The sequence below is a fragment of the Tardiphaga sp. 841_E9_N1_2 genome, assembly GCF_051811065.1.
GTDB lineage: Bacteria > Pseudomonadota > Alphaproteobacteria > Rhizobiales > Xanthobacteraceae > Tardiphaga > Tardiphaga robiniae.
In genome coordinates this window covers 5,092,846-5,114,560 of sequence record NZ_JBPWQC010000001.1, presented here as the reverse complement: position 1 = coordinate 5,114,560, position 21,715 = coordinate 5,092,846, and the positions used below count along the sequence as shown (strand labels likewise).

Here is a 21,715-nt window from a genome sequence, read left to right as displayed (position 1 = left end):
AGCGAACTCAGTTCGGCTTCGTCACCACGCTCCATTTCGTCACCAGCGCTTCACTCATCTGCCCGGCCTGCTCGGCGCAGGTGACTTCAGCAACCTTGAGCGCAACTTCCTTGCCGACAAGCTTCTTCAGCTGCGTGGCCTGCACGTCATTGGCAACGACGATCTCGAACGTCTCAGGTCCGGTCTCAAGATTGCACAGCCCTGCAGGCGCCGGCAGCCGACGCGGCTCGCTGACCACTTGATACACATTGGTGCGCTTGCCCTTGGCATCGCGGCTGCGCATGGCGTTGAGCTGCCCGGTCAGCACATCGCCGATCTTCATCGTCTTCGGTGCCACCGGCGTCGCAGGCGCAGCCGGCGTTTCGGTCGCGCCGCTGGCGGCCGTAGCAAACAGGCCGGCCGCACAAATCGCAGCGGCCCAGGTCGGCAAAGCCTTCAAGTCATATCGTGTCATCAATGCTCTTCCAGTCTTAAAACAGCGTCCGCTGTCGCATTGCTGCCGACAGCGTGCCTTCGTCGAGATAATCGAGTTCACCACCAACCGGCACGCCATGTGCCAGCCGCGTCACCTTCACATTGGCCTCCTGCAGGAGGTCGGTGATGTAATGTGCCGTGGTCTGCCCATCAACCGTCGCATTCAGCGCCAGGATGATTTCGCTCACCTCTGAATCATGCGCACGTGACACCAGCGCGTCGATGGTCAGATCCTGCGGTCCGACGCCGTCGAGCGGCGACAGCGTTGCACCCAATACATGATATTTGCCCGTCGTCGCATGGGCGCGTTCGAGCGCCCACAAGTCCGCGACATCGGCGACCACCACGATGGTCGAGGGATCGCGGCGCGGGTCCGTGCAGATCGTGCAGGGATTCTGCGTATCGATATTGCTGCAGACCTTGCAGACCTGAATCCGGTCGATCGCCACCTGCAAGGCACCGGCCAGCGGCGTCATCAGCGCCTCGCGCTTCTTGATCAGATGCAGCGCGGCACGCCGGGCCGAGCGCGGGCCAAGACCGGGCAGCCGCGCCAGCAGTTGAATCAGGCGCTCGATTTCCGGACCGGCCGTGGATGCCATCTCAGGTAAGGCCCATCCCCGGCGGCAGACCGAGACCGCCGGTCAGCGCCTGCATCTTCTCTTGCATCGCAGCTTCCGCCTTGCGGCGCGCATCGCCCAATGCAGTCACCAGCAGATCTTCTAGAATCTCGACTTCATCGGCTTTGACCAGCGACGGGTCGATCTTCACGGCCTTCACTTCGGTCTTCGCGGTCATCCGCACGGACACGAGGCCACCGCCGGAGATACCTTCGACCTCGACATGGTCGAGCTCGTCCTGCATCGCCTTCATCTTTGATTGCAGCTGCGCTGCCTGTTTCATCATGCCGAGAAAATCAGCCATGAGTTTTCCTTCGCAGTTCGATTAATCGTCGTCGTTGAGACCGTCGGTCGCATCATCGCTGATCAGGTCGCTATCGCTGCCGTTGAAGTCCGGCGGCTCAGGGGCGATGACACGAACCTCGACCTTCGCACGCGGAAACCGTGCCAGCACTTCCTTGACCCGCGGATCGGCTTCCGCCGCACGCTGGCGCTCATTCTTCTGCTCGAGCTGCTGATCGCGCAGCGTCGGCTGTCCCTGCTCGTTGGACACGATCACGGCCCAACGCCGGCCGGTCCACTGTTCGAGCTTCCGCGACAGATCGTTGATCAGCGTGCGCGACGCCGTGCGCTCCATCGCCAGCTCAAGCCGCCCGTCTTCGATCTTGATCAGGCGCACATCGGCTTCGAGCGCCCCGCGCACCATCAGGTCGCGTTTCTCGCCGGCCAGTGCGACGAGTTCAGGGAAGGTCGAAATCTTCAGCACCGCTGCGGGCGGTGCATCCGCCATGCCGACTTGCGGCCGCGGCGATGGTTCCGCGCCGCCGCGCTGCATGGTCGGACCACGCGACGCACTCGCTGACATCGTCGGCATGGCGGACGGCATCTGCGCTGACGGCAAAGATGCAGACGGAGCGGACGATGGCGCGGCACGGCCTCCACCATTCGTTGGGATCATCGGCGACGTCCCGCCATTCTGGTCGAGCATCCGGATCGCTTCATCCGGCGTCGGCAGATCGGCGACGTAAGCGATGCGCACCAGCACCATCTCTGCGGCGGCGGCGGGACGCGTCGCGCCCTGCACCTCGGTGATGCCCTTGAGCAGCATCTGCCACATCCGCGACAGCACCCGCATCGACAGCTTCGAGGCGAAATCGCGCGCGCGCAGACGTTCGGTCTCTCCAAACGCGACATTGTCGGCGGTTGCCGGCACGATCTTCACGCGGGTGACGAAATTGACGAATTCGGCAAGATCGCTCAGCACCACAATCGGATCAGCGCCGACGTCGTATTGTTCGCGAAATTCCTTAAATGCACTGGCGATGTCACCGCGCGCCAGCGAATCGAACAAGTCGATCACGCGGGTGCGGTCAGCAAGGCCGAGCATCTGTCGGACGGCATCGGCGCGCACGGTGCCCGCGGCATGCGCAATGGCCTGATCGAACAGCGACAGCGAATCGCGCACCGAGCCTTCAGCAGCGCGGGCGATGATGCCCAGCGCTTCCGGCTCGACCTCGACATTCTCTTTGCCCGCGATGTTCGACAGATGCGACATCAGCACGTCGGCATCGACGCGGCGCAGGTCGAAGCGCTGACAGCGCGACAGCACCGTCACCGGCACCTTACGGATTTCGGTCGTGGCGAACACGAACTTGGCGTGTTCCGGCGGCTCTTCCAGCGTCTTCAGGAACGCGTTGAAGGCCGCGGTCGACAGCATGTGGACTTCGTCGATGATGTAGACCTTGTAGCGCGCGCTGGAGGGCGCATAGCGCACGCTGTCATTGATCTGGCGGACATCGTCGACGCCGGTATGGCTCGCGGCGTCCATTTCGAGAATGTCGATATGCCGGCTTTCCATGATCGCCTGGCAATGGATGCCCGGCGTCGGCATATGGATGGTCGGGCCTTTGACCGAGCCATCGGCCATTTCATAATTCAGCGCGCGCGCCAGAATACGCGCCGTCGTCGTCTTGCCGACACCGCGGACACCGGTAAGGATCCAGGCCTGCGGAATGCGGCCGGTCTCGAACGCATTGGAGACGGTGCGGACCAGCGCTTCCTGGCCGATCAGATCGTCGAAACTGCCGGGGCGGTATTTACGCGCGAGCACGCGATAGGGCGTGGCGGCAGCAGGCGCCGGGGCAGCGCCCATATCGAAACCGCTCTGGTGATCATCAGGAGGGGACGTGCCAGCGTCGGTCATCGAGGAATCCGCAATGTGTTGTCTCGTAAAGCCGGCTTGCGGAACATCTGGCGCATCATAGGCGGAACGGGACACAGGTTCCGGCCTTCGATGCTGCCTCACTCATCGAACAAGGCGCCCACCGAGCTAACGACCCATGTGCAGGACGCTGAATTTGCTCGATAAAACAAGTAGGAGACTGACGAGCGACCCGATCCGGATCTCGTTAGGGCTGCTTCCTTCCGGACCTGACCCGATTGGCGAGTGGCTCGTCCACCGCCAATCTCCCGGTGCTTATTTGGGGCCAAAATGGTCGGAAAGCAAGCGCGGCGCGTGTCGCAAGTCCGCCGCAAGTTTTGCGCAGGAAAGTCGCAAGAAAACGTGGTCCAGACGCGCAAAACCGGCCATGACGGGAGTTGTCTGCGCAGCCGCTTCCTGCGACGCTGTACGCCTTAATCGAGAGTCAGAATGGCCGCTCCCTCCTCCTGGTCGCTGCACGAGCAGCTGCAACAAGACACCATCGACATCGGCGACCTCCCCCTCAGCCGCGTGCTGGTGGTGAAGGACGCGCACTACCCCTGGCTGATGCTGGTGCCGCGCCGCGCCGACACGACCGAGATCATCGATCTCGACGAGGTCGCCCAGGGCCAGTTGATGACCGAGATCAACCGCGTCGGCCGCGCACTCAAAGAAATCACCAAATGCGACAAGCTCAATGTCGCGGCGCTCGGCAACATGGTGCCGCAGCTGCACGTCCACATCATCGCGCGCCGCAAGACCGATGCCGCCTGGCCGCGGCCGATCTGGGGCGTGATGCCACCACTCGCCCATGACGCGGCAGAAGTGCAGCGCTTCATCTCAGAACTCCGCCGCAAGATCTGGCTCGGTTGACCATCATGACAAGCACCATGTTTCCGCTCGGCCATCCGGCCTTCGTCTCCAACACGCTCGATCGCGCCGCCCACCTGCGCTTCAGCGACGAGAAACTGTTCGCGCTGGAGGGCAAAAGCTCCTCGCGCGCTTATGTGATCTACCGCGACTCGCTGGTCATGAAGAAGGATGGCGATGCCCAGCGCGCGCTGCTGACCATCGACGAGGCGCTGAAATTCGGCGCCAATCCCGGCACCGTCTTTCTCGGCTTGCGTGATGGCGGTGCCGTATTCGGCATGGGCATCGGCGCACCCGCAGTGGAAAAGCTGCTGACCCGCGACGATGTCGTCGTCAGCGAACTCCGCGGCATGGCCATGCAGGGTATGGTGCCGCCGGAGCAGCTTTCGGCGGTTGCACAGGCCAAGTCGCTCGTCTCCTGGCATCAGCGCCATGGGTTTTGCGCCAATTGCGGCACCAAGTCGTCGATGGCCGAAGGCGGCTGGAAGCGCGTTTGCCCGAGCTGCAAGACCGAGCATTTCCCGCGTACCGATCCTGTCGTCATCATGCTGGTGGAGAAGGGCGACAAGTGCCTGCTCGGCCGCCAGAAGCAGTTCGCTCCGGGCATGTATTCGTGCCTTGCCGGTTTCGTCGAAGCGGCCGAGACCATCGAGGACGCGGTGAAGCGCGAGATCTTCGAGGAATCCGGCATCCGCTGTACCGACGTCACCTATTACATGACGCAGCCCTGGCCCTACCCGTCATCCCTGATGATCGGCTGTTCGGCGCGCGCCATCAGCGACGAGATTACCGTCGACAAGATGGAACTTGAGGACGCCCGGTGGTTTGACCGTGACGAGGCGATGCTGATGTGGAAACGCGAACACCCGGACGGGCTCGCGGGGCCGCACCCATTCGCCATCGCGCATCATCTGCTCGGTCGCTGGCTGCATCCCGACCAAGCTTGACCACACGGGGAATCCTTCATGAGTGCCAAGCCTGTCCACGTATTGTGTATCGGCCTGCCGGTTCGCGACCTGACCTTTGCCGTCGAAGCCGTCCCGGGGCGTGGCCAGAAATTCCCCTCCCAACGTTTCGCCCAGATCATCGGCGGCAATGCGCTCAACGCCGCCATCGGCGTCAGCCGGCTGGGTGGCCGGGCGTCGATGACCGGGCCGATGGGCGACAAGAACGAGACCGCCGACCAGTTTCTGTTCGACGATCTTGCCAATGAAGGCATCGACTCCGCGCATCTGGTGCATATGCCGGGTCTGGTGACACCGATCTCGGCCGTCATGATCGACCCTTCGGGCGAGCGCACCATCGTCACCTTTCGCGATCCCGAACTCTGGAAGGTAAAGCTGCCCGACCACGACCTGCTGTTGAAGGACTGCAACGCCATTCTGGTCGAGAGCCGCTGCGCCGGCTTTGCCACCGAGCTGTGCATCGAGGCACGTCATCGCGGCATTCCCGTCGTCGTCGACATCGACAGCACGCTGTCGCAGCGCGAGGGCCTGCTGACCGCTTCCTCGCACCTGATCTTCTCGGACGATGCGCTGCAATCGACCGCCGGCATCACCGACAATCTCAAGGCGCTGCAGAAGATGGCGACGCTGACCTCGTCTTTCCTTGCCGTCACCCGCGGCCCGCGCGGTACCCTGTGGCTCGACGAGCACGGACATCCCAAGGAAACCCCGGCCTTCCCCGTTCACACCGTGGACACCCTCGGCGCCGGCGACATTTTCCATGGCGCCTTCGCGCTGGAATTCGCGGGCGGCAAGTCGGTACCGGAGGCGCTGCGCTTCGCCTCCGCCGCCGCGGCCCTGAAATGCACCCGCTATGGCGGTGCTTTTGCCTGCCCGCAACGTGCTGAAGTCGAACAGCTTTTGAGGGAATCCAGGGTCGGCGCCCTTAGCTGAGGCGGTACAGGGCTTGCTTTGGAAGAATGTTCTATATATGAGGTTACTCGACCCCATAATTAGAACAAAGTTCTTCCCATGACCGATGTCGCCGACCAGCCCCTTGAATCCACCCGCCGCCTCGATGCGATCGATCGCAAGATCCTGACCGTCCTGCAGGAAGACGCCTCGCTGTCGGTGGCCGAGATCGGCGACCGCGTGGGGCTTTCGTCGACACCGTGCTGGAAGCGCATCCAGCGCCTCGAGGCCGATGGCGTGATCCTCCGCCGGGTTGCCCTGGTCGATCAGAACAAGATCGGCCTCGGTATCTCGGTGTTTGTCTCGGTGGAGAGCGGCGACCATTCCGACGCCTGGCTGAAGAAGTTCGCCGATGCCGTGAGCGCCATGCCCGAAGTCATGGAATTTTACCGGATGGCCGGCGACGTCGACTACATGCTGCGCGTGGTCGTGGCCGACATGCAGAGCTACGACATCTTCTACAAGAAGCTGATCAGTGCCGTGGCCTTGAAGAACGTCACCTCGCGCTTCGCCATGGAGAAGATCAAGTCGGTGACGGCCCTGCCAGTGCCACCCATGCCGGCTGCTTGAGGAATACCGTGCTGTCGCCCGGTCGGACCGGGCGACGACGCCGAAACAGATCAATCATATAACTCGATTGAATCAACAATAATGATCAATTAGATTTATTGGTCAAACGGCATGAGGATGTGGCCAAACCGGAGTTTGGCCCATGACCGTTCTTGCCCAAGATGCCAACCGCACCAGCCCGCTTGCTGCTCGCAACCCGCTTCTTCCCGGATTGGCGCTCACCGGCGCCATCGCCGGCACTGCACTCGCCTTGCGTGAAATCCCCTATATCGGCCTCGCCAGTCCGATGATCCTGGCCATCGGCATCGGTATCGCGATCCAGAACACATCCGGCGCGCCGGCTGCGGCCAAAGCCGGCATCAGTTTCTCCATGCGCAGCATCCTGCGCTTCGCCATCATCCTGCTCGGCCTGCAGCTCACCGCGGCGCAGTTGCTGGAAGTTGGCGGCATCGGCTTCGCGGTGATCGCGGCGACGCTCCTTACAACCTTCATCTTCACCACATGGCTTGGCCGCGCGATGGGTATCGACCGCAGACTGGTCGAACTGATCGCCGCCGGCACATCGATTTGCGGCGCGTCCGCCGTGATCGCAACCAACACCGTGACCCGCGCGCCCGATGAGGATGTCGCCTACGCGGTCGCCTGCGTCACCATCTTTGGCTCGATCGCCATGTTCGTCTATCCGCTACTCGGTAGCGTGCTGCAGCTCGACCCACATCATTTCGGGCTTTGGGCTGGCGCATCGATCCACGAGATCGCGCAGGTGGTCGCGGCCACCTTCCAGCACAGCCGCGACGCCGGCGAATTCGGCACCGTCGCGAAACTCGCGCGCGTGATGATGCTGGCACCGGTGGTGATTGCACTCGGCCTGCTGGCGACACGGCGCGCACGCGCCATCGGCGCGGAATCCGGCAGTGCCAAGGTGCCGATGCCGTGGTTCGCCTTCGGCTTCGTGGCGATGGTGATCCTGAATAGCCTCGTTGACGTGCCGCATGCAGCTATGAGCGTGATCATTCCGATCACGAACTTCCTGCTGACCATGGCGCTCGCCGCCATGGGGCTGGAAACCAATATCCAGAAGCTGCGCGCCAAGGGCCTGCGCCCGCTGCTGCTGGGTGCTGCAGCCTTCCTGTTCATTGCCGGCTTCAGCCTCATGCTGGTGAAACTGACTACATGATGGAGATGCCATGACGCTCGAACAGCTCCGGATCTTCGTCGCCGTCGCCGAACACGAGCACATGACGCGGGCTGCCGAGAGTCTGCATCTCACGCAATCCGCCACCAGCGCCGCCATTGCGGCGCTGGAAACGCGCTATGCGACGCAGCTGTTTCACCGCGTCGGCCGCCGCATCGAATTGACCGAGATTGGCCGCGCCTTTCTGATCGAAGCCCGGGCCGTGCTGGCACGCGCTGCCGCCGCGACGACCGTCCTCACCGATATGGCCGGCATGACGCGCGGCTCCCTTGCGCTGGCCGCGAGCCAGACCGTCGGCAACTATTTTCTACCACCCATCATGGCGCACTATCGCCAGCGCTTCCCCGGCATCGACCTCAGCCTCCGCATCGGAAATACCGAACAGGTGGCCGATTGGGTGCGCGACGGCGAAGTCGATCTCGGCATCGTCGAAGGCGCGGTTGACCATCCGGCACTCGCGACCCAGCCCGTGGGCGACGACGAACTTGTGCTGGTGGTCGGCCGATCGCATCCATGGGCGAAGCAACACACTCTCGTGCCGGGTCAGTTCGCCGAGACGAACTGGGTGCTGCGTGAATCCGGCTCCGGCACGCGCGCCATCGCGCAATCGGTGCTGGACCAATCAGGCATCGCGCCTGACCACATTCGCGTTGCCATGGAGCTGCCATCGAACGAAGCCGTCTGCGCGGCCGTCGTGGCTGGCGCTGGTGCGAGCATCATCTCACGCCTGGTTGCCGCCGCCTTGATCGGCAGCGGCGATCTCATCGCCATCAAGGCCTCGCTGCCGACACGGCGCTTCATCCAGCTGCGCCACAAGGAGCGCTATGTGACGCAAGCGGCAAGGGAGATGTCGGAGATGATTGCGGCGGATCAGGCAGCCCGACTGTAGCTCTGCACGATCTTCCACTAACTGTTATCGCCCGGCTTGACCCGGCGATAACAGCAGAAATTAGATCGTCTGGTTATACGCGCCGACTTCCGGATGCGTCCGCAGCACCACATTCATGGCTTCGAACATGTCGTGCATACGCGCTTCGGAGACCGGGCTTTCGACAACGACCACCAGCTCCGGTTTGTTCGATGACGCCCGCACAAGACCCCAGCTGCCGTCCTCGCAGGTGACGCGCACGCCGTTGACCGTGACGAGATCGCGGATCGATTGTCCGGCGACCTTGTCGCCCTTCTTCTGCGCATCCTCGAAATGCGTCACCACCGCAGCGACGACGCCGTATTTGGTCTCGTCGGCACAATGGGGCGACATGGTCGGCGACGACCAGGTCTTCGGCAACGCCTCCTTGAGATCGGCCATGGTCTTGCCGGGCGCGCGGTCCATCATTTCGCAGATCGCAATCGCTGAGACGAGGCCGTCGTCATAGCCACGGCCCACCGGCGCATTGAAGAAGAAGTGACCGGACTTCTCGAAGCCGGCGAGCGCCTTCAGCTCATTGGTACGCCGCTTCATGTAAGAGTGGCCGGTCTTCCAGTAGGTAGTCTTGGCATTCTGCTTCTGCAGCACCGGATCCGTGACGAACAATCCGGTCGATTTCACGTCGACCACGAAGGTCGCATCCTTGTGAACCGCGGACATATCGCGGGCGAGCATCACGCCGACCTTGTCGGCGAAGATCTCCTCGCCGGTGTTGTCGACAACGCCGCAGCGATCGCCGTCACCGTCGAAACCGAGACCGACATCGGCCTTGTGTTCGAGCACCGCATCGCGGATCGCGTGCAGCATCTCCATGTCTTCCGGATTCGGATTGTATTTCGGGAAGGTGTGATCGAGATCGGTATCGAGCGGGATCACCTCGCAGCCGATGGCTTCCATCACCTGGGGTGCGAAAGCACCAGCGGTGCCGTTGCCGCAGGCCACGACGACCTTCAGCTTGCGCTTCAGCTTCGGACGATTGGTGAGATCGGCGATATAGCGCGCCGGATAGTTTTCGTGGAATTGATAGGAGCCGCCAGCCTTGTTCTTGAACTCGGCATTGAGCACGATTTCCTTCAGCCGGGTCATCTCGTCCGGACCGAAGGTCAGCGGCTTGCTGGCGCCCATCTTCACACCGGTCCAGCCATTGTCGTTATGCGAGGCTGTCACCATGGCGACACAGGGCACGTCGAGATCGAACTGCGCGAAATAGGCCATCGGCGTTACCGCGAGGCCGATATCATGGACCTTGCAGCCGGCGGCCATCAGGCCCGTCATCAGCGCGTATTTGATCGAGGCGGAGTAGCCACGGAAATCGTGTCCGGTGACGATTTCCTGCTTCTGGCCGAGTTCTGCAATCAGCGCGCCGAGCCCCATGCCCAGCGCCTGAATGCCCATCAGGTTGATTTCCTTGCCGAACAGCCAGCGCGCGTCATATTCGCGAAAACCCGTGGCCTTTACCATCGGCTCGGATTCGTAAGCGTAGGTATTCGGCACGAGCAAGGGCTTCGGCTTCGGAAACATCGCAGGACCTCGCATCAATTGGGATCAATCTTGAATGCGCAGGCTTAGCCTTTGCGCACGCCTGTGGGAAGACGCATGGGCATTCAAGGATGCGAGTTTGTTTAGAATTGGGCTGCGGCGTAAATGCGTGGGGATATGAGGTACTACTGTTCGAGTACCATCCGGCCATTTGCATATTCGAAGCGTTTCAACTTCGAGAGAAACGACAGGCCGAGCAGATTCTCGGACAGTGCCTCATCGGGCAGCACCATCGCATCGACATCACGCACGGTGAGTTCACCGACCTGCACGACAGCGATTCGCGTGCGCGCAGCCTTCAGCGTTCCGTTCGCCGTTGTCACCGTGGCGTTATAATCGGCACGCGACGGACGCAGACCAAATCGCGCCGCCGACTTTTCATTCAATGCGATGACGGACGCGCCAGTATCGACCATGAAGCCGATGCGCTGGCCCTCGATGCTCCCCTCAGTCTGGAAGTGACCGCGCGCATCGCGCGCAATCGACAGGCTGCGGACACCGGCCTTTGCATTGGCCTGTGTGGTGGGTGCGGGGGATGACGCCTTCGCCATGGCCGGCGTCGTCGCCGTCATCTTGTCGGCCATCTGCGCCATCACGGTGCCCAGACCGATCAGGATCGCCGCGAAGAACATGATACTACGCATACGCAACCTCACTGAACGCAATCAGGGGAACCGCGAGTTCATCACACGGGCTCACCACCGTCCGTTCAGGACGGTCTTACAGACTGCTATTTTCGCGAAAAGGATGAGCGAAGCGTTAATGAGCGGCACTTTGCCTGATGATCACGTCCCGCGCGGCTTCACGCGGCGCGTCGGCAGCGCATTGGCCGGATCTTCCGGCCAGGGATGGCGCGGATAGCGGCCGCGCAGGTCCGAGCGCACGTCGAGGTAGCTGCCCCGCCAGAAGCCCGGCAGATCGCGCGTCACCTGCACTGGACGCTGCGCCGGCGACAGCAATTCCAGCACCAGCGGCACCTTGCCCTTGGCGACCGACGGATGGGTGTTGAGCCCGAACAATTCCTGCAGACGGACGGCAATGGTCGGCCCCTGCTCGGCTTCGTAATCGATCGCCAGTACCGTCCCCGTCGGCGCCTCGAAATGCGTTGGCGCTTCCTTGTCGAGCCGCGCGCGCAGATCCCAGGGCAGCAGGCCCATCACGGCGTCGGACAGATCGCCCGCCGAAAAGTCCTTCAGCGAGATCTTGTCGAACAGCGCCGGCATCAGCCAGCTCTCGCGCGCCGCGGCGAGCGCAGTGTCGGACAGATCGGGCCAGGCGTCGCCTTCCGACGCACGCAGAAACATCACGCGCCCCCGCCACTGCTGCAGCGCCTTCGACCATGGCAAGCGGTCGATGCCCGCGGCAACCAGACCGTCGGCGAAAACACGCGCGGTGTCTTCAGACGGTTTCAGCGTGAACGGCGCTTCCGACAACGTAATCGCATGCAGCACACGCTTGCGGCGGCCGCGCAGCGACATCGATGCCCGATCGAAACTGACATCGTCGGTATTCTCGATCTGATCGGCGAAGCGCGTTTCGATATCGGCCTGCGCGATCGGCGCTGCCAGCAGGATGCGGCCATTGGCGGCGGTTCCGGTGAGTTCGGCCACGGCGATGTAAGGCGCGCGCGCCAGGGCGGCACTTTGTTCGATCGACGCGCCCCGGCCATTGGCGAGCACGAAACTGCCATTGCCGCGATTCTTGGCCACACGATCCGGGAATGCAAAGCCGAGCATAGTGCCGGTGGTCAGCGTATCCGAGGTTGGGCTGCGGCGGTCGAGCCCCCTTCCCCCTTGCGGGGAAGGGTCGGGGATGGGGGTGCCCCACGCTCCGACCTCACTTGTGGACCCCCCTCCCCGACCCTCCCCCGCAAGGGGGGAGGGAGCAGAAGCGCCGCGCTCGTTGCCTTCGACCTGCGACGCCCAGCGCTCCGCGAGCTGCCGGGCGCTGCCGGCGCGCTGCGAGCGGTCGCGGCGGAATTGATCGAGTCTGACATCGAGATCGACACTGTCGCCACCAAGCCCGCGCTCGGTAAGGATGGCAGCGATCTCGGCAGCTTCCTCGCCATAGCCGAAGCGCGCCGAATCCACGATCATGCGCGCCAGCCGCGGCGGCAGCGCCAGCGCGCGCAGCGCATGGCCTTCTTCGGTGATACGGCCATCGCCATCGAGCGCTCCGAGTTCGCCGAGCAGGCCGCGCGCTTCCTTCAGCGCCGGCGCGGGCGGCGGATCCAGGAAGGTCAGTTGTGCGGGATCGCTGACGCCCCATTGCGCGAGATCGAGCACCAGCGTGGACAGATCCGCGCTGAGAATTTCCGGCTGTGTGTAGGCCGGCAATGAGGCGGTCTGCGGCTCGTCCCATAGCCGGTAGCAGATGCCGGGCTCGGTCCGGCCGGCGCGGCCGCGGCGCTGATCGACGGCGGCGCGCGAGGCGCGCACGGTCTCCAGCCGCGTCAGTCCGATGTCCGGCTCATAGCGCGGCACGCGCGCGACGCCGGAATCCACCACGATGCGCACGCCTTCGATGGTCAGCGAGGTCTCGGCAATCGAGGTTGCCAGCACCACCTTGCGCTGTCCCTTGGGCGCGGGCTGGATGGCACGGTCCTGGACGCCGGCATCGAGTGCACCGAATAAAGGGACGATCTCGATGGACGCGTCCTGCACGCGCTCGGCGAGAAAATTCTGCGTGCGACGGATTTCCGCGGCACCCGGCAGGAAGGCCAGCACCGAGCCGGGATCGGCACGCAAGGCGGTCGCGATGGCGTCAGCCATCTGCCGCTCGAGCTGGATATCGGGCTTGCGGCCGAGATAGCGCGTCTCCACCGGATAGGCCCGCCCCTCGCTGGCGATGACCGGTGCATCGCCAAGCAGTTTCGCGATGCGCGCGCCGTCGATGGTCGCCGACATCACCAGGATACGCAGATCCTCGCGCAATCCGGTTTGCGCATCGCGCGCCAGAGCGAGTCCCATATCGGCATCCAGCGAGCGCTCATGGAATTCGTCGAACAGCACCGCGCCGATATTCTTCAACTCGGGATCGTCGAGGATCTGCCGCGAGAAAATCCCTTCGGTGACCACTTCTATCCGGGTGTTGCGCGAGATCTTCGAGCCAAAGCGGACGCGATAGCCGACGGTTTCGCCGACGCGCTCGCCCAGCGTCTTCGCCATCCGCTCGGCGCTGGCGCGGGCTGCGATGCGCCGCGGCTCCAGCATGATGATCTTCTTCCCCTTCAGCCACGGCGCATCGAGCAAAGCCAGCGGCACGCGCGTGGTCTTGCCGGCGCCCGGCGGCGCCACCAGCACCGCGGCGTTGCCGGCGTTCAGCGCGCCCGACAGGTCGTCAAGCACAGCATCGATGGGCAGGGATGTATCGAAGGTTCGGGTCAAATCGTCATCTTCGCGATGTTCTCGGGGGGCATACCAATCTCAGGTGTCATACGCGGGCTTGACCCGCGTATCCATCTTGCTTCGCGAGAAGATGGGATCGCCGGGTCAGGCCCGGCGATGACAGTGGAGAGGACGTTGCGTCCCATTCCCCCACTCCTTAACGCCCGTTAACCACCCCGCCAAACTCGCCCTGCCGCGACCATTTGCGGGGCATATTTGGGGTTCAGAGAAAGGCAATTGAAACCGATCTCGTCTCATGATCCCGCCAAAAGAAGCGCCGAACAGGGGATACCGATGACCACCAGTGGCACCTTCGCCGTCGCCGATCGCGCGGCGCTGTCAGGGACCGAGCGAATCGACTGGGTCGATTACGCCAAGGGTATCTGCATCATCATGGTGGTGATGATGCATTCGGTGCTGGGCGTCGAACTGGCAGCCGGCCAGACCGGCTATATGCACCTGCTGGTGGCCTTCGCCAAGCCGTTCCGGATGCCGGATTTCTTCCTGATCTCGGGGCTCTTTCTGGCCCGTGTCATCGACCGCGACTGGCGGACCTATCTCGACCGCAAGGTCGTCCACTTCCTGTATTTCTACGTGCTGTGGGTGACCATCCAGTTCGGCTTCAAGGCGCCCGGCTTTGCTGCCGAACACGGCTGGGCCTATGTCGCCAATCTCTATCTGATCTCCTATATCGAGCCGTTCGGCACGCTGTGGTTCATCTATATGTTGCCGGTGTTCTTCATCGTCACCAAGCTGGCGCGGCGCGTGCCGCCGCTGCTGATCTGGGGCATCGCCGCCGCGCTGGAGATGGCGCATATCAGCACCGGCTGGACGATGATCGACGAGTTCTGCTCGCGCTTCGTCTATTTCTATTCGGGCTACCTGTTCGCGACGCAGGTCTTCGCGCTGTCCGATCGCGCGCGGGCCAAACCAGTGATGGCGCTGGTCGGCCTTGCGGCCTGGGCGCTGGTCAATGCCGCTCTCGTCTATGACGGCTGCAGCGAATGGCCAGTGATCTCGCTGATGCTCGGCTTTGCCGGAGCGGTCGCGATCATCGTGATGGGCACGTTGCTGGCGAAGATGCAGTGGCTCGGCTTCATCCGCTTCTTCGGCGAGCATTCCATCGTGATCTATCTCGCCTTCTTCCTGCCGATGGCGACATCCCGCGCGCTATTGCTGAAATTCAGCCCGTTCGACATCGGCACTGTCTCGCTACTGGTGACGCTCTGCGGCGTCATCGGCGCGCTGGTGATCTGGAGGCTCGCGCTGATGGTCCGTGCGAACTTCCTGTTCGAGCGCCCGGCAGCGTTCTGGATTGCGCCGAAGAAGAAAAGCGCGACGCTGCAGGCGGCGGAGTAGAACTTACACCGCCGTCGGCGACCTTCCGTCATCGAGCTTCACGCCGTCCTTCATGCCCTCAATTTTGGCGCGGAAACCTTCCGCATCGCCGAAATCCGCAAATCCGACATAATGCGGATGCGGGCCGAGCACGCGGCGCGCATGCTTGATCGGACACCAATAGACCTCGGTGCGCGCGGCAACCTCGCGCACGAAGGCGGCCACGCCGTTACAGTATGAGCAATAGGCGCAGTTCACCTTCTCGATGATGTTGAGATAGGCGAGATGATGCCGGTCGAACACCAGATAGTCGCGCCGCCGCACCTTGGGGATGCCATAAATCGGAAAGCAGACCGCCTGATAGGCCATGACCCAGAGATCGATCAGTACGAAGGGGATGATCAGCGAATAGATCACCGGAGCGGACAACACGATCAGCGGATTGGCGCTGAAGAGGTATTTCGACGCGCCCACCTTGATGGCGCGCTGCAGCTTCTCGATATCCTGCTCGAAGACAATCTTGCGCCGCTCGAAACGGAAGCGCAGCTCTTCCCGCCGGCGGGTCAGCTCGGCCTCGATCTCGGCCTCCACGCCCTTCATCTTGTCCATCAATTCGGCGAGCTCGGGCATGAATGGTCCTTCGATTGGCAATGACCGGCGCAAGGGCACATGGAACAGGGCGCGGCGCAAGCCGGGCGGCATCACAAAAACCGGCGGGATGACTGGCTGACAGACTGTCATTTCCGGCGAAAATCCTTAAGTTGCGGCCATGCCGAAAACCTCAGAAACAGCCGCCGCCAAGCCCGCCACCGTCAAGGCCCTCGCGAAGGGCGACCATGTCTTTCTGGTCGACGGCTCGTCCTATATTTTCCGCGCCTATCACGCGCTGCCGCCGCTGAACCGCAAATCCGACGGGCTGCAGGTCAATGCGGTGCTGGGCTTCTGCAACATGCTGTGGAAGCTGATCCGCGACATGCCGCCGGACAACCGGCCGACGCATCTGGCGATCATCTTCGACAAGTCGGAAGTGACCTTCCGCAACAAGCTGTATCCCGAATACAAAGCACACCGGCCACCGGCGCCAGACGACCTGATCCCGCAATTCGCGCTGATCCGCGACGCCGTGCGCGCCTTCGACCTGCCGAGCATCGAACAAGGTGGTTTCGAGGCCGATGACCTGATCGCGACCTATGTCCGCGAAGCCGGTGAACGCGGCGCGACGGCGACCATCGTCTCCTCCGACAAGGATCTGATGCAGCTCGTGACCGAGCAGGTCATGATGTACGACACCATGAAGGATCGCCGCCTTGGTATTGCCGAGGTGATCGAGAAATTCGGCGTGCCGCCGAACAAGGTCGTCGAGGTACAGGCGCTGGCCGGCGACAGCGTCGACAACGTGCCGGGCGTGCCCGGCATCGGCATCAAGACAGCGGCGCAGCTCATCACCGAATATGGCGATCTCGAAACGCTGCTGAACCGCGCCGGCGAGATCAAGCAGCCGAAGCGCCGTGAGTCGCTGATCGAACACGCCGAAAAGGCGCGCATCTCGCGGCAGCTCGTCTTGCTCGACGACAAGGTCGCCCTCGACGTGCCGCTGGATGACCTCGCCGTGCACGAGCCCGACGCGCGCAAGCTGATCGCGTTTCTCAAGGCGATGGAATTCTCGACACTGACGCGGCGCGTCGCTGAATATGCCGAGATCGATCCGGCGGATGTGGAGGCCGACAGCGCGACGAAGAGCAGCGCGGCCTCTGCCCCCTCCCCCCTTGCGGGGGAGGGCCGGGGTGGGGGGTCCACAAGCGAGGGCGATCTGTTTGGCTCACCCCCCACCCCAACCCTCCCCCGCCTAGCGGAGCTTCGCTCCGCGCGGGGGGGAGGGAGTCCCTCGCGTCCGTCGAGCAGCAGCGCTCATATCGAAGCACTTGTTCACGCCAACCGTTCTGCCCTCACCCCGATCTCGCTGGCCAAGGCCCGCGCCGAAGCCGCGCGCAAGATGCCAGTGAAGCGCGAGACCTATCAGCCTGTACGCTCCCTGAAAGAGCTCGAGCTATGGATCGCGCGCATCCTCGATACCGGTCACGTCGCATTCGAATGCAAGGCGTCGTCGATCGATCCGATGCAGGCCGATATGGTCGGCATCGCGCTGTCGCTCGGTCCGAATGATGCCTGCTATGTGCCGCTGGCCCATCGCCAGTCCGGCGACGGCGCAGGCCTGTTCGCCGCCGATCTCGAGCCCGACCAGATCAAGGCTGCCGATGCGCTTGAAGCGCTGAAACCGGTACTGGAATCCGCGGGCCTGCTGAAGATCGGCTTCAACATCAAGTTCACCGCGGTGCTGCTCGCACAGCACGGCATCACGCTGCGCAACCATGACGACGTGCAACTGATGTCCTATGCGCTCGACGCCGGGCGCAACGCCCATGGCCTCGATGCGCTCGCCGAGATCTGGCTCGGCCATGCCATGTTGACCTTTGGCGAACTGATTGGCTCCGGTAAGGGCAAGCTGACGTTCGAACAGGTCAAGATCGACCGCGCCACGGCCTATGCCGCCGAAGACGCCGACGTGCTGCTGCGGCTGTGGAATGTGCTGAAGCCGCGCCTTGCGGCCGAGCGCATGACCACCGTCTATGAGACGCTGGAGCGACCGCTGATCTCGGTGCTAGCGCGCATGGAACGTCGCGGCATTTCCATCGACCGTCAGGTGCTGTCAAAACTCTCGGCCGACTTCGCGCAGACCGCTGCGCGCATCGAAGCCGAAATCCGCGAGATTGCCGGCGAAGAGGTCAATATCGGCAGTCCCAAGCAGCTCGGCGACATCCTGTTCGGCAAGATGGGCCTGCCGGGTGGCAGCAAGACCAAGACCGGTGCATGGTCGACGTCGGCGCAGGTGCTCGACGACCTCGCCGAACAAGGCCACGAATTCCCGCGCAAGATTCTCGACTGGCGTCAGGTCTCGAAATTGCGCTCGACCTATACCGACGCGCTGCCGAATTACGTGCATCCGCAGACCCACCGCGTTCACACCACCTACGCGCTGGCGGCGACCACCACGGGCCGCCTCTCATCCAACGAACCGAACCTGCAGAACATTCCTGTTCGCACCGAGGACGGCCGCAAGATCAGGCGCGCCTTCATCGCCGCACCCGGCCACAAGCTGGTGTCGGCCGACTACTCGCAGATCGAATTGCGACTGCTGGCAGAGATCGCCGATATCCCCGTGCTGAAACAGGCCTTCCAGGACGGCCTCGACATTCACGCCATGACGGCTTCGGAAATGTTCGGCGTGCCGGTCAAGGACATGCCGGCGGAAATCCGCCGCCGCGCCAAGGCGATCAATTTCGGCATCATCTACGGCATTTCGGCCTTCGGCCTCGCCAACCAGCTCAGCATCCCCCGCGAGGAAGCCGGCGCCTATATCAAGAAGTACTTCGAGCGTTTCCCCGGCATCCGCGCCTATATGGACCAAACCCGCGATTTCTGCCGGGAGCACGGCTATGTGCAGACCCTGTTCGGGCGTAAATGTCATTACCCGGACATCAAGGCCTCGAACGCCTCGATCCGCGCCTTCAACGAACGCGCCGCGATCAATGCCCGCCTGCAGGGCACCGCCGCCGACATCATCCGCCGCGCCATGACGCGGATGGAAGACGCGCTGGCGGAGAAGAAACTCTCAGCCAAGATGCTGCTGCAGGTGCATGACGAACTGATCTTCGAAGTCCCCGACGACGAGGTCGCGGCGACGCTGCCCATCGTGCAGCACACGATGCAAGACGCGCCGTTCCCGGCGGTGCTGCTGTCGGTGCCACTGCATGTCGATGCGCGCGCGGCGGATAACTGGGAAGAGGCGCATTAACGCCGGATGTGAGATACACCGGCTCGTGTAGTTCACGACCGGCTACCACATAAAAATGTCATTGCCGGGCTTGACCCGGCAATCCATCATCTTCGCATGAGTTATTGGGTTTACATTCTGGCAAGCAAGCCGAGTGGAACGCTCTATGTGGGCGTGACCAATGATCTCATTCGCCGTATCTACGAACACCGTGAAAAACTGGTGCCAGGCTTTACGAAAAAGTACGACGTCACGCGCCTTGTCTATTTCGAGCAGCACGATTCGATCACCATCGCGATCCAGCGCGAGAAGAACATCAAGCACTGGTCGCGTGAGTGGAAAATCGATCTGATCCGGTCGATGAATCCGGATTGGCGCGACTTGTGGCATGATATAGTCCGCTGACGCGGACGATGGATGGCCGGGTCAAGCCCGGCCATGACACCTGTGGGCACATCCGCTTACCAGCCCAGTGAGAGTTACAAACGATTTCGACTATCTGCGATGCCGAATCTGAAATGGTTCGACGCCATCCCATGGGCTAAACAACGACCATTCCCAGCCAGCGAATGGTCCCATGCCCCATCTCACATCCCTGCTCGGTTTTGCCCTCGTCTCGCTCGGCATGGTGCTGACGCCTGGACCGAACATGATCTATCTGATCTCGCGCTCGATCACGCAGGGGCCTGCGGCCGGCATGGTGTCGCTCGGCGGTGTGGCACTGGGCTTCATCTTCTACATGCTGTGCGCGGCCTTCGGCATCACGGCGCTGCTGTTCGCGGTGCCCTACGCCTACGACGCGCTGAGGCTCGCCGGCGCAGCCTATCTGCTGTGGCTGGCCTGGCAGGCACTGAAGCCAAACGGCCGCTCACCGTTTCAGGTCAAGAAGCTGGCGATCGACAGCCCGCGCAAGCTGTTCGCCATGGGCTTCATCACCAATCTGCTCAATCCGAAGATCGCGATGCTGTACCTGGCGCTGCTGCCACAGTTCATCGATCCCACGGCCGGCAGCGTGCTGACACAGTCGCTGGTGCTCGGATCGACGCAGACCATCATCAGCGTCGGCGTCAACGGGCTGATCGCGCTCGGCGCCGGATCGATCGCGCTGTTTCTCGGCGAACGACCGACCTGGCTCAAACTGCAGCGCTGGCTGATGGGCACGGTGCTCGCCGGCCTCGCCGTGCGGATGGCACTGGAAACGCGGAAGGCGTGATCTTCCTAACCTCGCACCGCTCTTTGCGGGGAGAGGTCGCGCGCAGCTTTGCGCGCGGGTGAGGGGCAGGATACCGGGCCTGCCTCACTAACAGTCTATCGGATCGGAAAGTCGAACCACGCGTTGAGTAATACGCGAGTAGCAGGGACGTTGTGACGTCAGCGCCATGCCCCTCACCCCAGCCCTCTCCCCGCAAAGGGCGGAGAGAGGGAGCCGACCTCAATCCAGCTTCGCGTCCATGCCGCGCTTCACACCCGGACGCGCCATCAGCGTGTCGTACCAGCGGCCGACATTCGGGAAATCGGCGAACGACACCTTGTGGCGCTCATGCCGCCAGGCCCAGCCGAGGATGGCGAAATCAGCCACCGAGAGCGCGCCGGCAACGAATTCATGGTCGGCCAGGCGACGATCCAGCACGCCATAGAGCCGGCGCGTCTCGTCCGAATAGCGCTTCAGCCCATAGACGCGCTGGGTTTCGTCCTCCAGCGCAATGAAATGATGCACCTGGCCGGGCATCGGGCCGAAGCCCCCCATCTGCCACATCAGCCATTCCAGCACCGGAATTCGCTCACCGAGAGACTTCGGCAGGAATTTGCCGGTCTTTTCGCCGAGATAGAGCAGGATAGCACCGGATTCGAACACGCTGACCGGCTTGCCATCCGGCCCGTCGGGATCGACGATGGCCGGGATCTTGTTGTTCGGGCTGATTTTCAGGAATTCGGGCTTCATCTGCTCGCCCTTGCCGATATGCACCGGGAAGACCTTGTAAGGCAGGCCCATTTCCTCCAGTGCGACGGAGATCTTGCGGCCATTCGGCGTATTCCAGGTGTGCAGCTCGATAGTCATGCGATTCCTCTTCCGGTCTTGCCCGATCTTGTTGCCCGGTCTGTAGCATCGTCTCGATGGGCGGTAAAACGGCCCGAGAGTGTTGACGAGGCCCGTGCCAGTCTGGAATGTGCCGGAAAGCGCCGATAGATTGCGCCCGGTTCAGCACAGAGACCGTTTCAGCAGAGACATGCCATTGACCAAATCAGCCGCCCGCGCCCGCCTGTTCGAGATCATCCGCGACCGTTCGTTCGGTTATGGCGAGATCACTTTGGCTTCGGGCCGCAAGAGCAATTTCTATTTCAACCTGAAACCCACGATGTGCCACCCGGAAGGCGCGGCCCTGCTGGCCGAGCTGACCTACGACGCGCTGCGCGACGACAATCTCGATTATGTCGGCGGCCTCGAAATGGGCGCCGTGCCGCTGGCCGGCGCGCTGGCGCAGCTCTCCTGGCTGAAGAACGATCCGATCGCGGCCTTCTTCGTCCGCAAGAAGCCGAAGGAACACGGCGCGCGCCTCGCTGTGGAAGGCCTCGCCAAGGGCGAGACGCTGGAGGGTAAGCGCATCGTCATCGTCGAGGACGTCACCACCACTGGTGGCTCTGCCGTGAAGGCGCTCGACGCCGTACGCGAGGCCGGCGGCGAAGTCGTGCTGGTGTTCACCATGGTGGACCGCGACGAAGGCGCAGCCGAGACCTTTGCCAAGGCCGGCGTGGCGTTTCGCTCGCTTTACAAGGCCGGCGAATTTCTGAAGGGTTGATCCTTCATCGGCTCCGTTCGCGCACAATGCGCGCAGGACGCAGTGAAAGGTC

At 62.9% G+C, this 21,715-nt stretch carries 20 protein-coding genes and 1 other RNA gene; 11 read left to right on the top strand and 10 right to left on the bottom strand.

The window, feature by feature from the left end:
* Positions 1-7 precede the first annotated feature (7 nt).
* From AB8A50_RS24495 to ffs, 5 genes are all read right to left on the bottom strand, one after another.
* Positions 8-454: a hypothetical protein gene (locus tag AB8A50_RS24495; protein WP_439073363.1), complete on the bottom strand. Its 447-nt coding sequence runs from the start codon at positions 452-454 to the stop codon at positions 8-10.
* A gap of 16 nt (positions 455-470) precedes the next feature.
* Positions 471-1,073 (bottom strand): recombination mediator RecR, encoded by a 603-nt coding sequence (gene recR / locus AB8A50_RS24490; RefSeq protein WP_089262818.1) that lies wholly within the window; start codon positions 1,071-1,073, stop codon positions 471-473.
* A 1-nt stretch (position 1,074) separates the two neighbouring features.
* Entirely contained in the window at positions 1,075-1,395 is a 321-nt protein-coding gene (locus AB8A50_RS24485) for a YbaB/EbfC family nucleoid-associated protein (protein ID WP_089262819.1), read from the bottom strand.
* A gap of 21 nt (positions 1,396-1,416) precedes the next feature.
* Complete coding sequence (locus AB8A50_RS24480; RefSeq protein WP_089262821.1) at positions 1,417-3,294, bottom strand: DNA polymerase III subunit gamma/tau; 1,878 nt, start codon at positions 3,292-3,294, stop codon at positions 1,417-1,419.
* A gap of 170 nt (positions 3,295-3,464) precedes the next feature.
* Positions 3,465-3,561: signal recognition particle sRNA small type (gene ffs / locus AB8A50_RS24475), an RNA gene on the bottom strand.
* A 180-nt stretch (positions 3,562-3,741) separates the two neighbouring features.
* On the opposite strand from ffs, the gene AB8A50_RS24470 reads away from it, so the two are divergent.
* From AB8A50_RS24470 to AB8A50_RS24445, 6 genes are all read left to right on the top strand, one after another.
* Positions 3,742-4,164, top strand: coding sequence for an HIT domain-containing protein (locus AB8A50_RS24470; RefSeq protein ID WP_068732762.1), 423 nt, complete (start codon positions 3,742-3,744; stop codon positions 4,162-4,164).
* Between the two features lie 5 nt (positions 4,165-4,169).
* A complete protein-coding gene (nudC, locus tag AB8A50_RS24465; protein WP_439079191.1) occupies positions 4,170-5,108 on the top strand; it encodes an NAD(+) diphosphatase in 939 nt (312 codons plus the stop codon).
* 18 nt (positions 5,109-5,126) lie between these two features.
* Complete coding sequence (locus AB8A50_RS24460; protein WP_439079190.1) at positions 5,127-6,059, top strand: sugar kinase; 933 nt, start codon at positions 5,127-5,129, stop codon at positions 6,057-6,059.
* A gap of 78 nt (positions 6,060-6,137) precedes the next feature.
* On the top strand, positions 6,138-6,647 hold the full coding sequence (locus AB8A50_RS24455) for an Lrp/AsnC family transcriptional regulator (protein WP_089262825.1): 510 nt from the start codon (positions 6,138-6,140) through the stop codon (positions 6,645-6,647).
* Positions 6,648-6,789: 142 nt separating this feature from the next.
* The gene (locus AB8A50_RS24450) at positions 6,790-7,824 is read left to right on the top strand and encodes a YeiH family protein (protein WP_439079189.1); all 1,035 of its coding nucleotides are present in this window, start codon (positions 6,790-6,792) and stop codon (positions 7,822-7,824) included.
* Between the two features lie 10 nt (positions 7,825-7,834).
* Entirely contained in the window at positions 7,835-8,731 is an 897-nt protein-coding gene (locus AB8A50_RS24445) for a LysR substrate-binding domain-containing protein (protein WP_439079188.1), read from the top strand.
* 60 nt (positions 8,732-8,791) lie between these two features.
* Here the strand turns inward: AB8A50_RS24445 and AB8A50_RS24440 are convergent, their stop codons facing one another.
* From AB8A50_RS24440 to hrpB, 3 genes are all read right to left on the bottom strand, one after another.
* Positions 8,792-10,291, bottom strand: coding sequence for a phosphomannomutase/phosphoglucomutase (locus tag AB8A50_RS24440; protein ID WP_439079186.1), 1,500 nt, complete (start codon positions 10,289-10,291; stop codon positions 8,792-8,794).
* A 143-nt stretch (positions 10,292-10,434) separates the two neighbouring features.
* Positions 10,435-10,953 carry a TIGR02281 family clan AA aspartic protease gene (locus AB8A50_RS24435; protein WP_093759832.1) on the bottom strand — a complete coding sequence of 173 codons (519 nt, stop codon included), beginning with the start codon at positions 10,951-10,953 and terminating at the stop codon, positions 10,435-10,437.
* A gap of 141 nt (positions 10,954-11,094) precedes the next feature.
* On the bottom strand, positions 11,095-13,695 hold the full coding sequence (hrpB, locus tag AB8A50_RS24430) for an ATP-dependent helicase HrpB (protein ID WP_439079185.1): 2,601 nt from the start codon (positions 13,693-13,695) through the stop codon (positions 11,095-11,097).
* A gap of 294 nt (positions 13,696-13,989) precedes the next feature.
* Here hrpB and AB8A50_RS24425 point away from each other — a divergent pair, with 294 nt between their 5' ends.
* A complete protein-coding gene (locus AB8A50_RS24425; protein ID WP_439073373.1) occupies positions 13,990-15,054 on the top strand; it encodes an acyltransferase family protein in 1,065 nt (354 codons plus the stop codon).
* Positions 15,055-15,057: 3 nt separating this feature from the next.
* Here the strand turns inward: AB8A50_RS24425 and AB8A50_RS24420 are convergent, their stop codons facing one another.
* Positions 15,058-15,663 carry a hypothetical protein gene (locus AB8A50_RS24420; RefSeq protein ID WP_439079184.1) on the bottom strand — a complete coding sequence of 202 codons (606 nt, stop codon included), beginning with the start codon at positions 15,661-15,663 and terminating at the stop codon, positions 15,058-15,060.
* 139 nt (positions 15,664-15,802) lie between these two features.
* Between AB8A50_RS24420 and polA the strand changes: the two genes are divergently transcribed.
* From polA to AB8A50_RS24405, 3 genes are all read left to right on the top strand, one after another.
* Positions 15,803-18,886: a DNA polymerase I gene (gene polA, locus AB8A50_RS24415; protein ID WP_439079183.1), complete on the top strand. Its 3,084-nt coding sequence runs from the start codon at positions 15,803-15,805 to the stop codon at positions 18,884-18,886.
* Positions 18,887-18,982: 96 nt separating this feature from the next.
* Positions 18,983-19,270 (top strand): GIY-YIG nuclease family protein, encoded by a 288-nt coding sequence (locus AB8A50_RS24410; protein ID WP_439079182.1) that lies wholly within the window; start codon positions 18,983-18,985, stop codon positions 19,268-19,270.
* Positions 19,271-19,442: 172 nt separating this feature from the next.
* On the top strand, positions 19,443-20,078 hold the full coding sequence (locus AB8A50_RS24405; RefSeq protein ID WP_439079181.1) for a LysE family translocator: 636 nt from the start codon (positions 19,443-19,445) through the stop codon (positions 20,076-20,078).
* Between the two features lie 219 nt (positions 20,079-20,297).
* On the opposite strand, the gene AB8A50_RS24400 is transcribed toward AB8A50_RS24405, so the two are convergent.
* A complete protein-coding gene (locus AB8A50_RS24400) occupies positions 20,298-20,924 on the bottom strand; it encodes a glutathione S-transferase family protein (protein WP_439079180.1) in 627 nt (208 codons plus the stop codon).
* A 175-nt stretch (positions 20,925-21,099) separates the two neighbouring features.
* Here AB8A50_RS24400 and pyrE point away from each other — a divergent pair, with 175 nt between their 5' ends.
* Positions 21,100-21,663 (top strand): orotate phosphoribosyltransferase, encoded by a 564-nt coding sequence (gene pyrE / locus AB8A50_RS24395; protein ID WP_439079179.1) that lies wholly within the window; start codon positions 21,100-21,102, stop codon positions 21,661-21,663.
* Positions 21,664-21,715: the final 52 nt, after the last annotated feature.

Bases quoted from the DNA above. Each gene is read 5' to 3' on its own strand.
- AB8A50_RS24495 (WP_439073363.1), bottom strand. From the start codon at position 454: ATGACACGATATGACTTGAAGGCTTTGCCGACCTGGGCCGCTGCGATT.
- recR (WP_089262818.1), bottom strand. From the start codon at position 1,073: ATGGCATCCACGGCCGGTCCGGAAATCGAGCGCCTGATTCAACTGCTG.
- AB8A50_RS24485 (WP_089262819.1), bottom strand. From the start codon at position 1,395: ATGGCTGATTTTCTCGGCATGATGAAACAGGCAGCGCAGCTGCAATCA.
- AB8A50_RS24480 (WP_089262821.1), bottom strand. From the start codon at position 3,294: ATGACCGACGCTGGCACGTCCCCTCCTGATGATCACCAGAGCGGTTTC.
- AB8A50_RS24470 (WP_068732762.1), top strand. From the start codon at position 3,742: ATGGCCGCTCCCTCCTCCTGGTCGCTGCACGAGCAGCTGCAACAAGAC.
- nudC (WP_439079191.1), top strand. From the start codon at position 4,170: ATGACAAGCACCATGTTTCCGCTCGGCCATCCGGCCTTCGTCTCCAAC.
- AB8A50_RS24460 (WP_439079190.1), top strand. From the start codon at position 5,127: ATGAGTGCCAAGCCTGTCCACGTATTGTGTATCGGCCTGCCGGTTCGC.
- AB8A50_RS24455 (WP_089262825.1), top strand. From the start codon at position 6,138: ATGACCGATGTCGCCGACCAGCCCCTTGAATCCACCCGCCGCCTCGAT.
- AB8A50_RS24450 (WP_439079189.1), top strand. From the start codon at position 6,790: ATGACCGTTCTTGCCCAAGATGCCAACCGCACCAGCCCGCTTGCTGCT.
- AB8A50_RS24445 (WP_439079188.1), top strand. From the start codon at position 7,835: ATGACGCTCGAACAGCTCCGGATCTTCGTCGCCGTCGCCGAACACGAG.
- AB8A50_RS24440 (WP_439079186.1), bottom strand. From the start codon at position 10,291: ATGTTTCCGAAGCCGAAGCCCTTGCTCGTGCCGAATACCTACGCTTAC.
- AB8A50_RS24435 (WP_093759832.1), bottom strand. From the start codon at position 10,953: ATGCGTAGTATCATGTTCTTCGCGGCGATCCTGATCGGTCTGGGCACC.
- AB8A50_RS24425 (WP_439073373.1), top strand. From the start codon at position 13,990: ATGACCACCAGTGGCACCTTCGCCGTCGCCGATCGCGCGGCGCTGTCA.
- AB8A50_RS24420 (WP_439079184.1), bottom strand. From the start codon at position 15,663: ATGCCCGAGCTCGCCGAATTGATGGACAAGATGAAGGGCGTGGAGGCC.
- polA (WP_439079183.1), top strand. From the start codon at position 15,803: ATGCCGAAAACCTCAGAAACAGCCGCCGCCAAGCCCGCCACCGTCAAG.
- AB8A50_RS24410 (WP_439079182.1), top strand. From the start codon at position 18,983: ATGAGTTATTGGGTTTACATTCTGGCAAGCAAGCCGAGTGGAACGCTC.
- AB8A50_RS24405 (WP_439079181.1), top strand. From the start codon at position 19,443: ATGCCCCATCTCACATCCCTGCTCGGTTTTGCCCTCGTCTCGCTCGGC.
- AB8A50_RS24400 (WP_439079180.1), bottom strand. From the start codon at position 20,924: ATGACTATCGAGCTGCACACCTGGAATACGCCGAATGGCCGCAAGATC.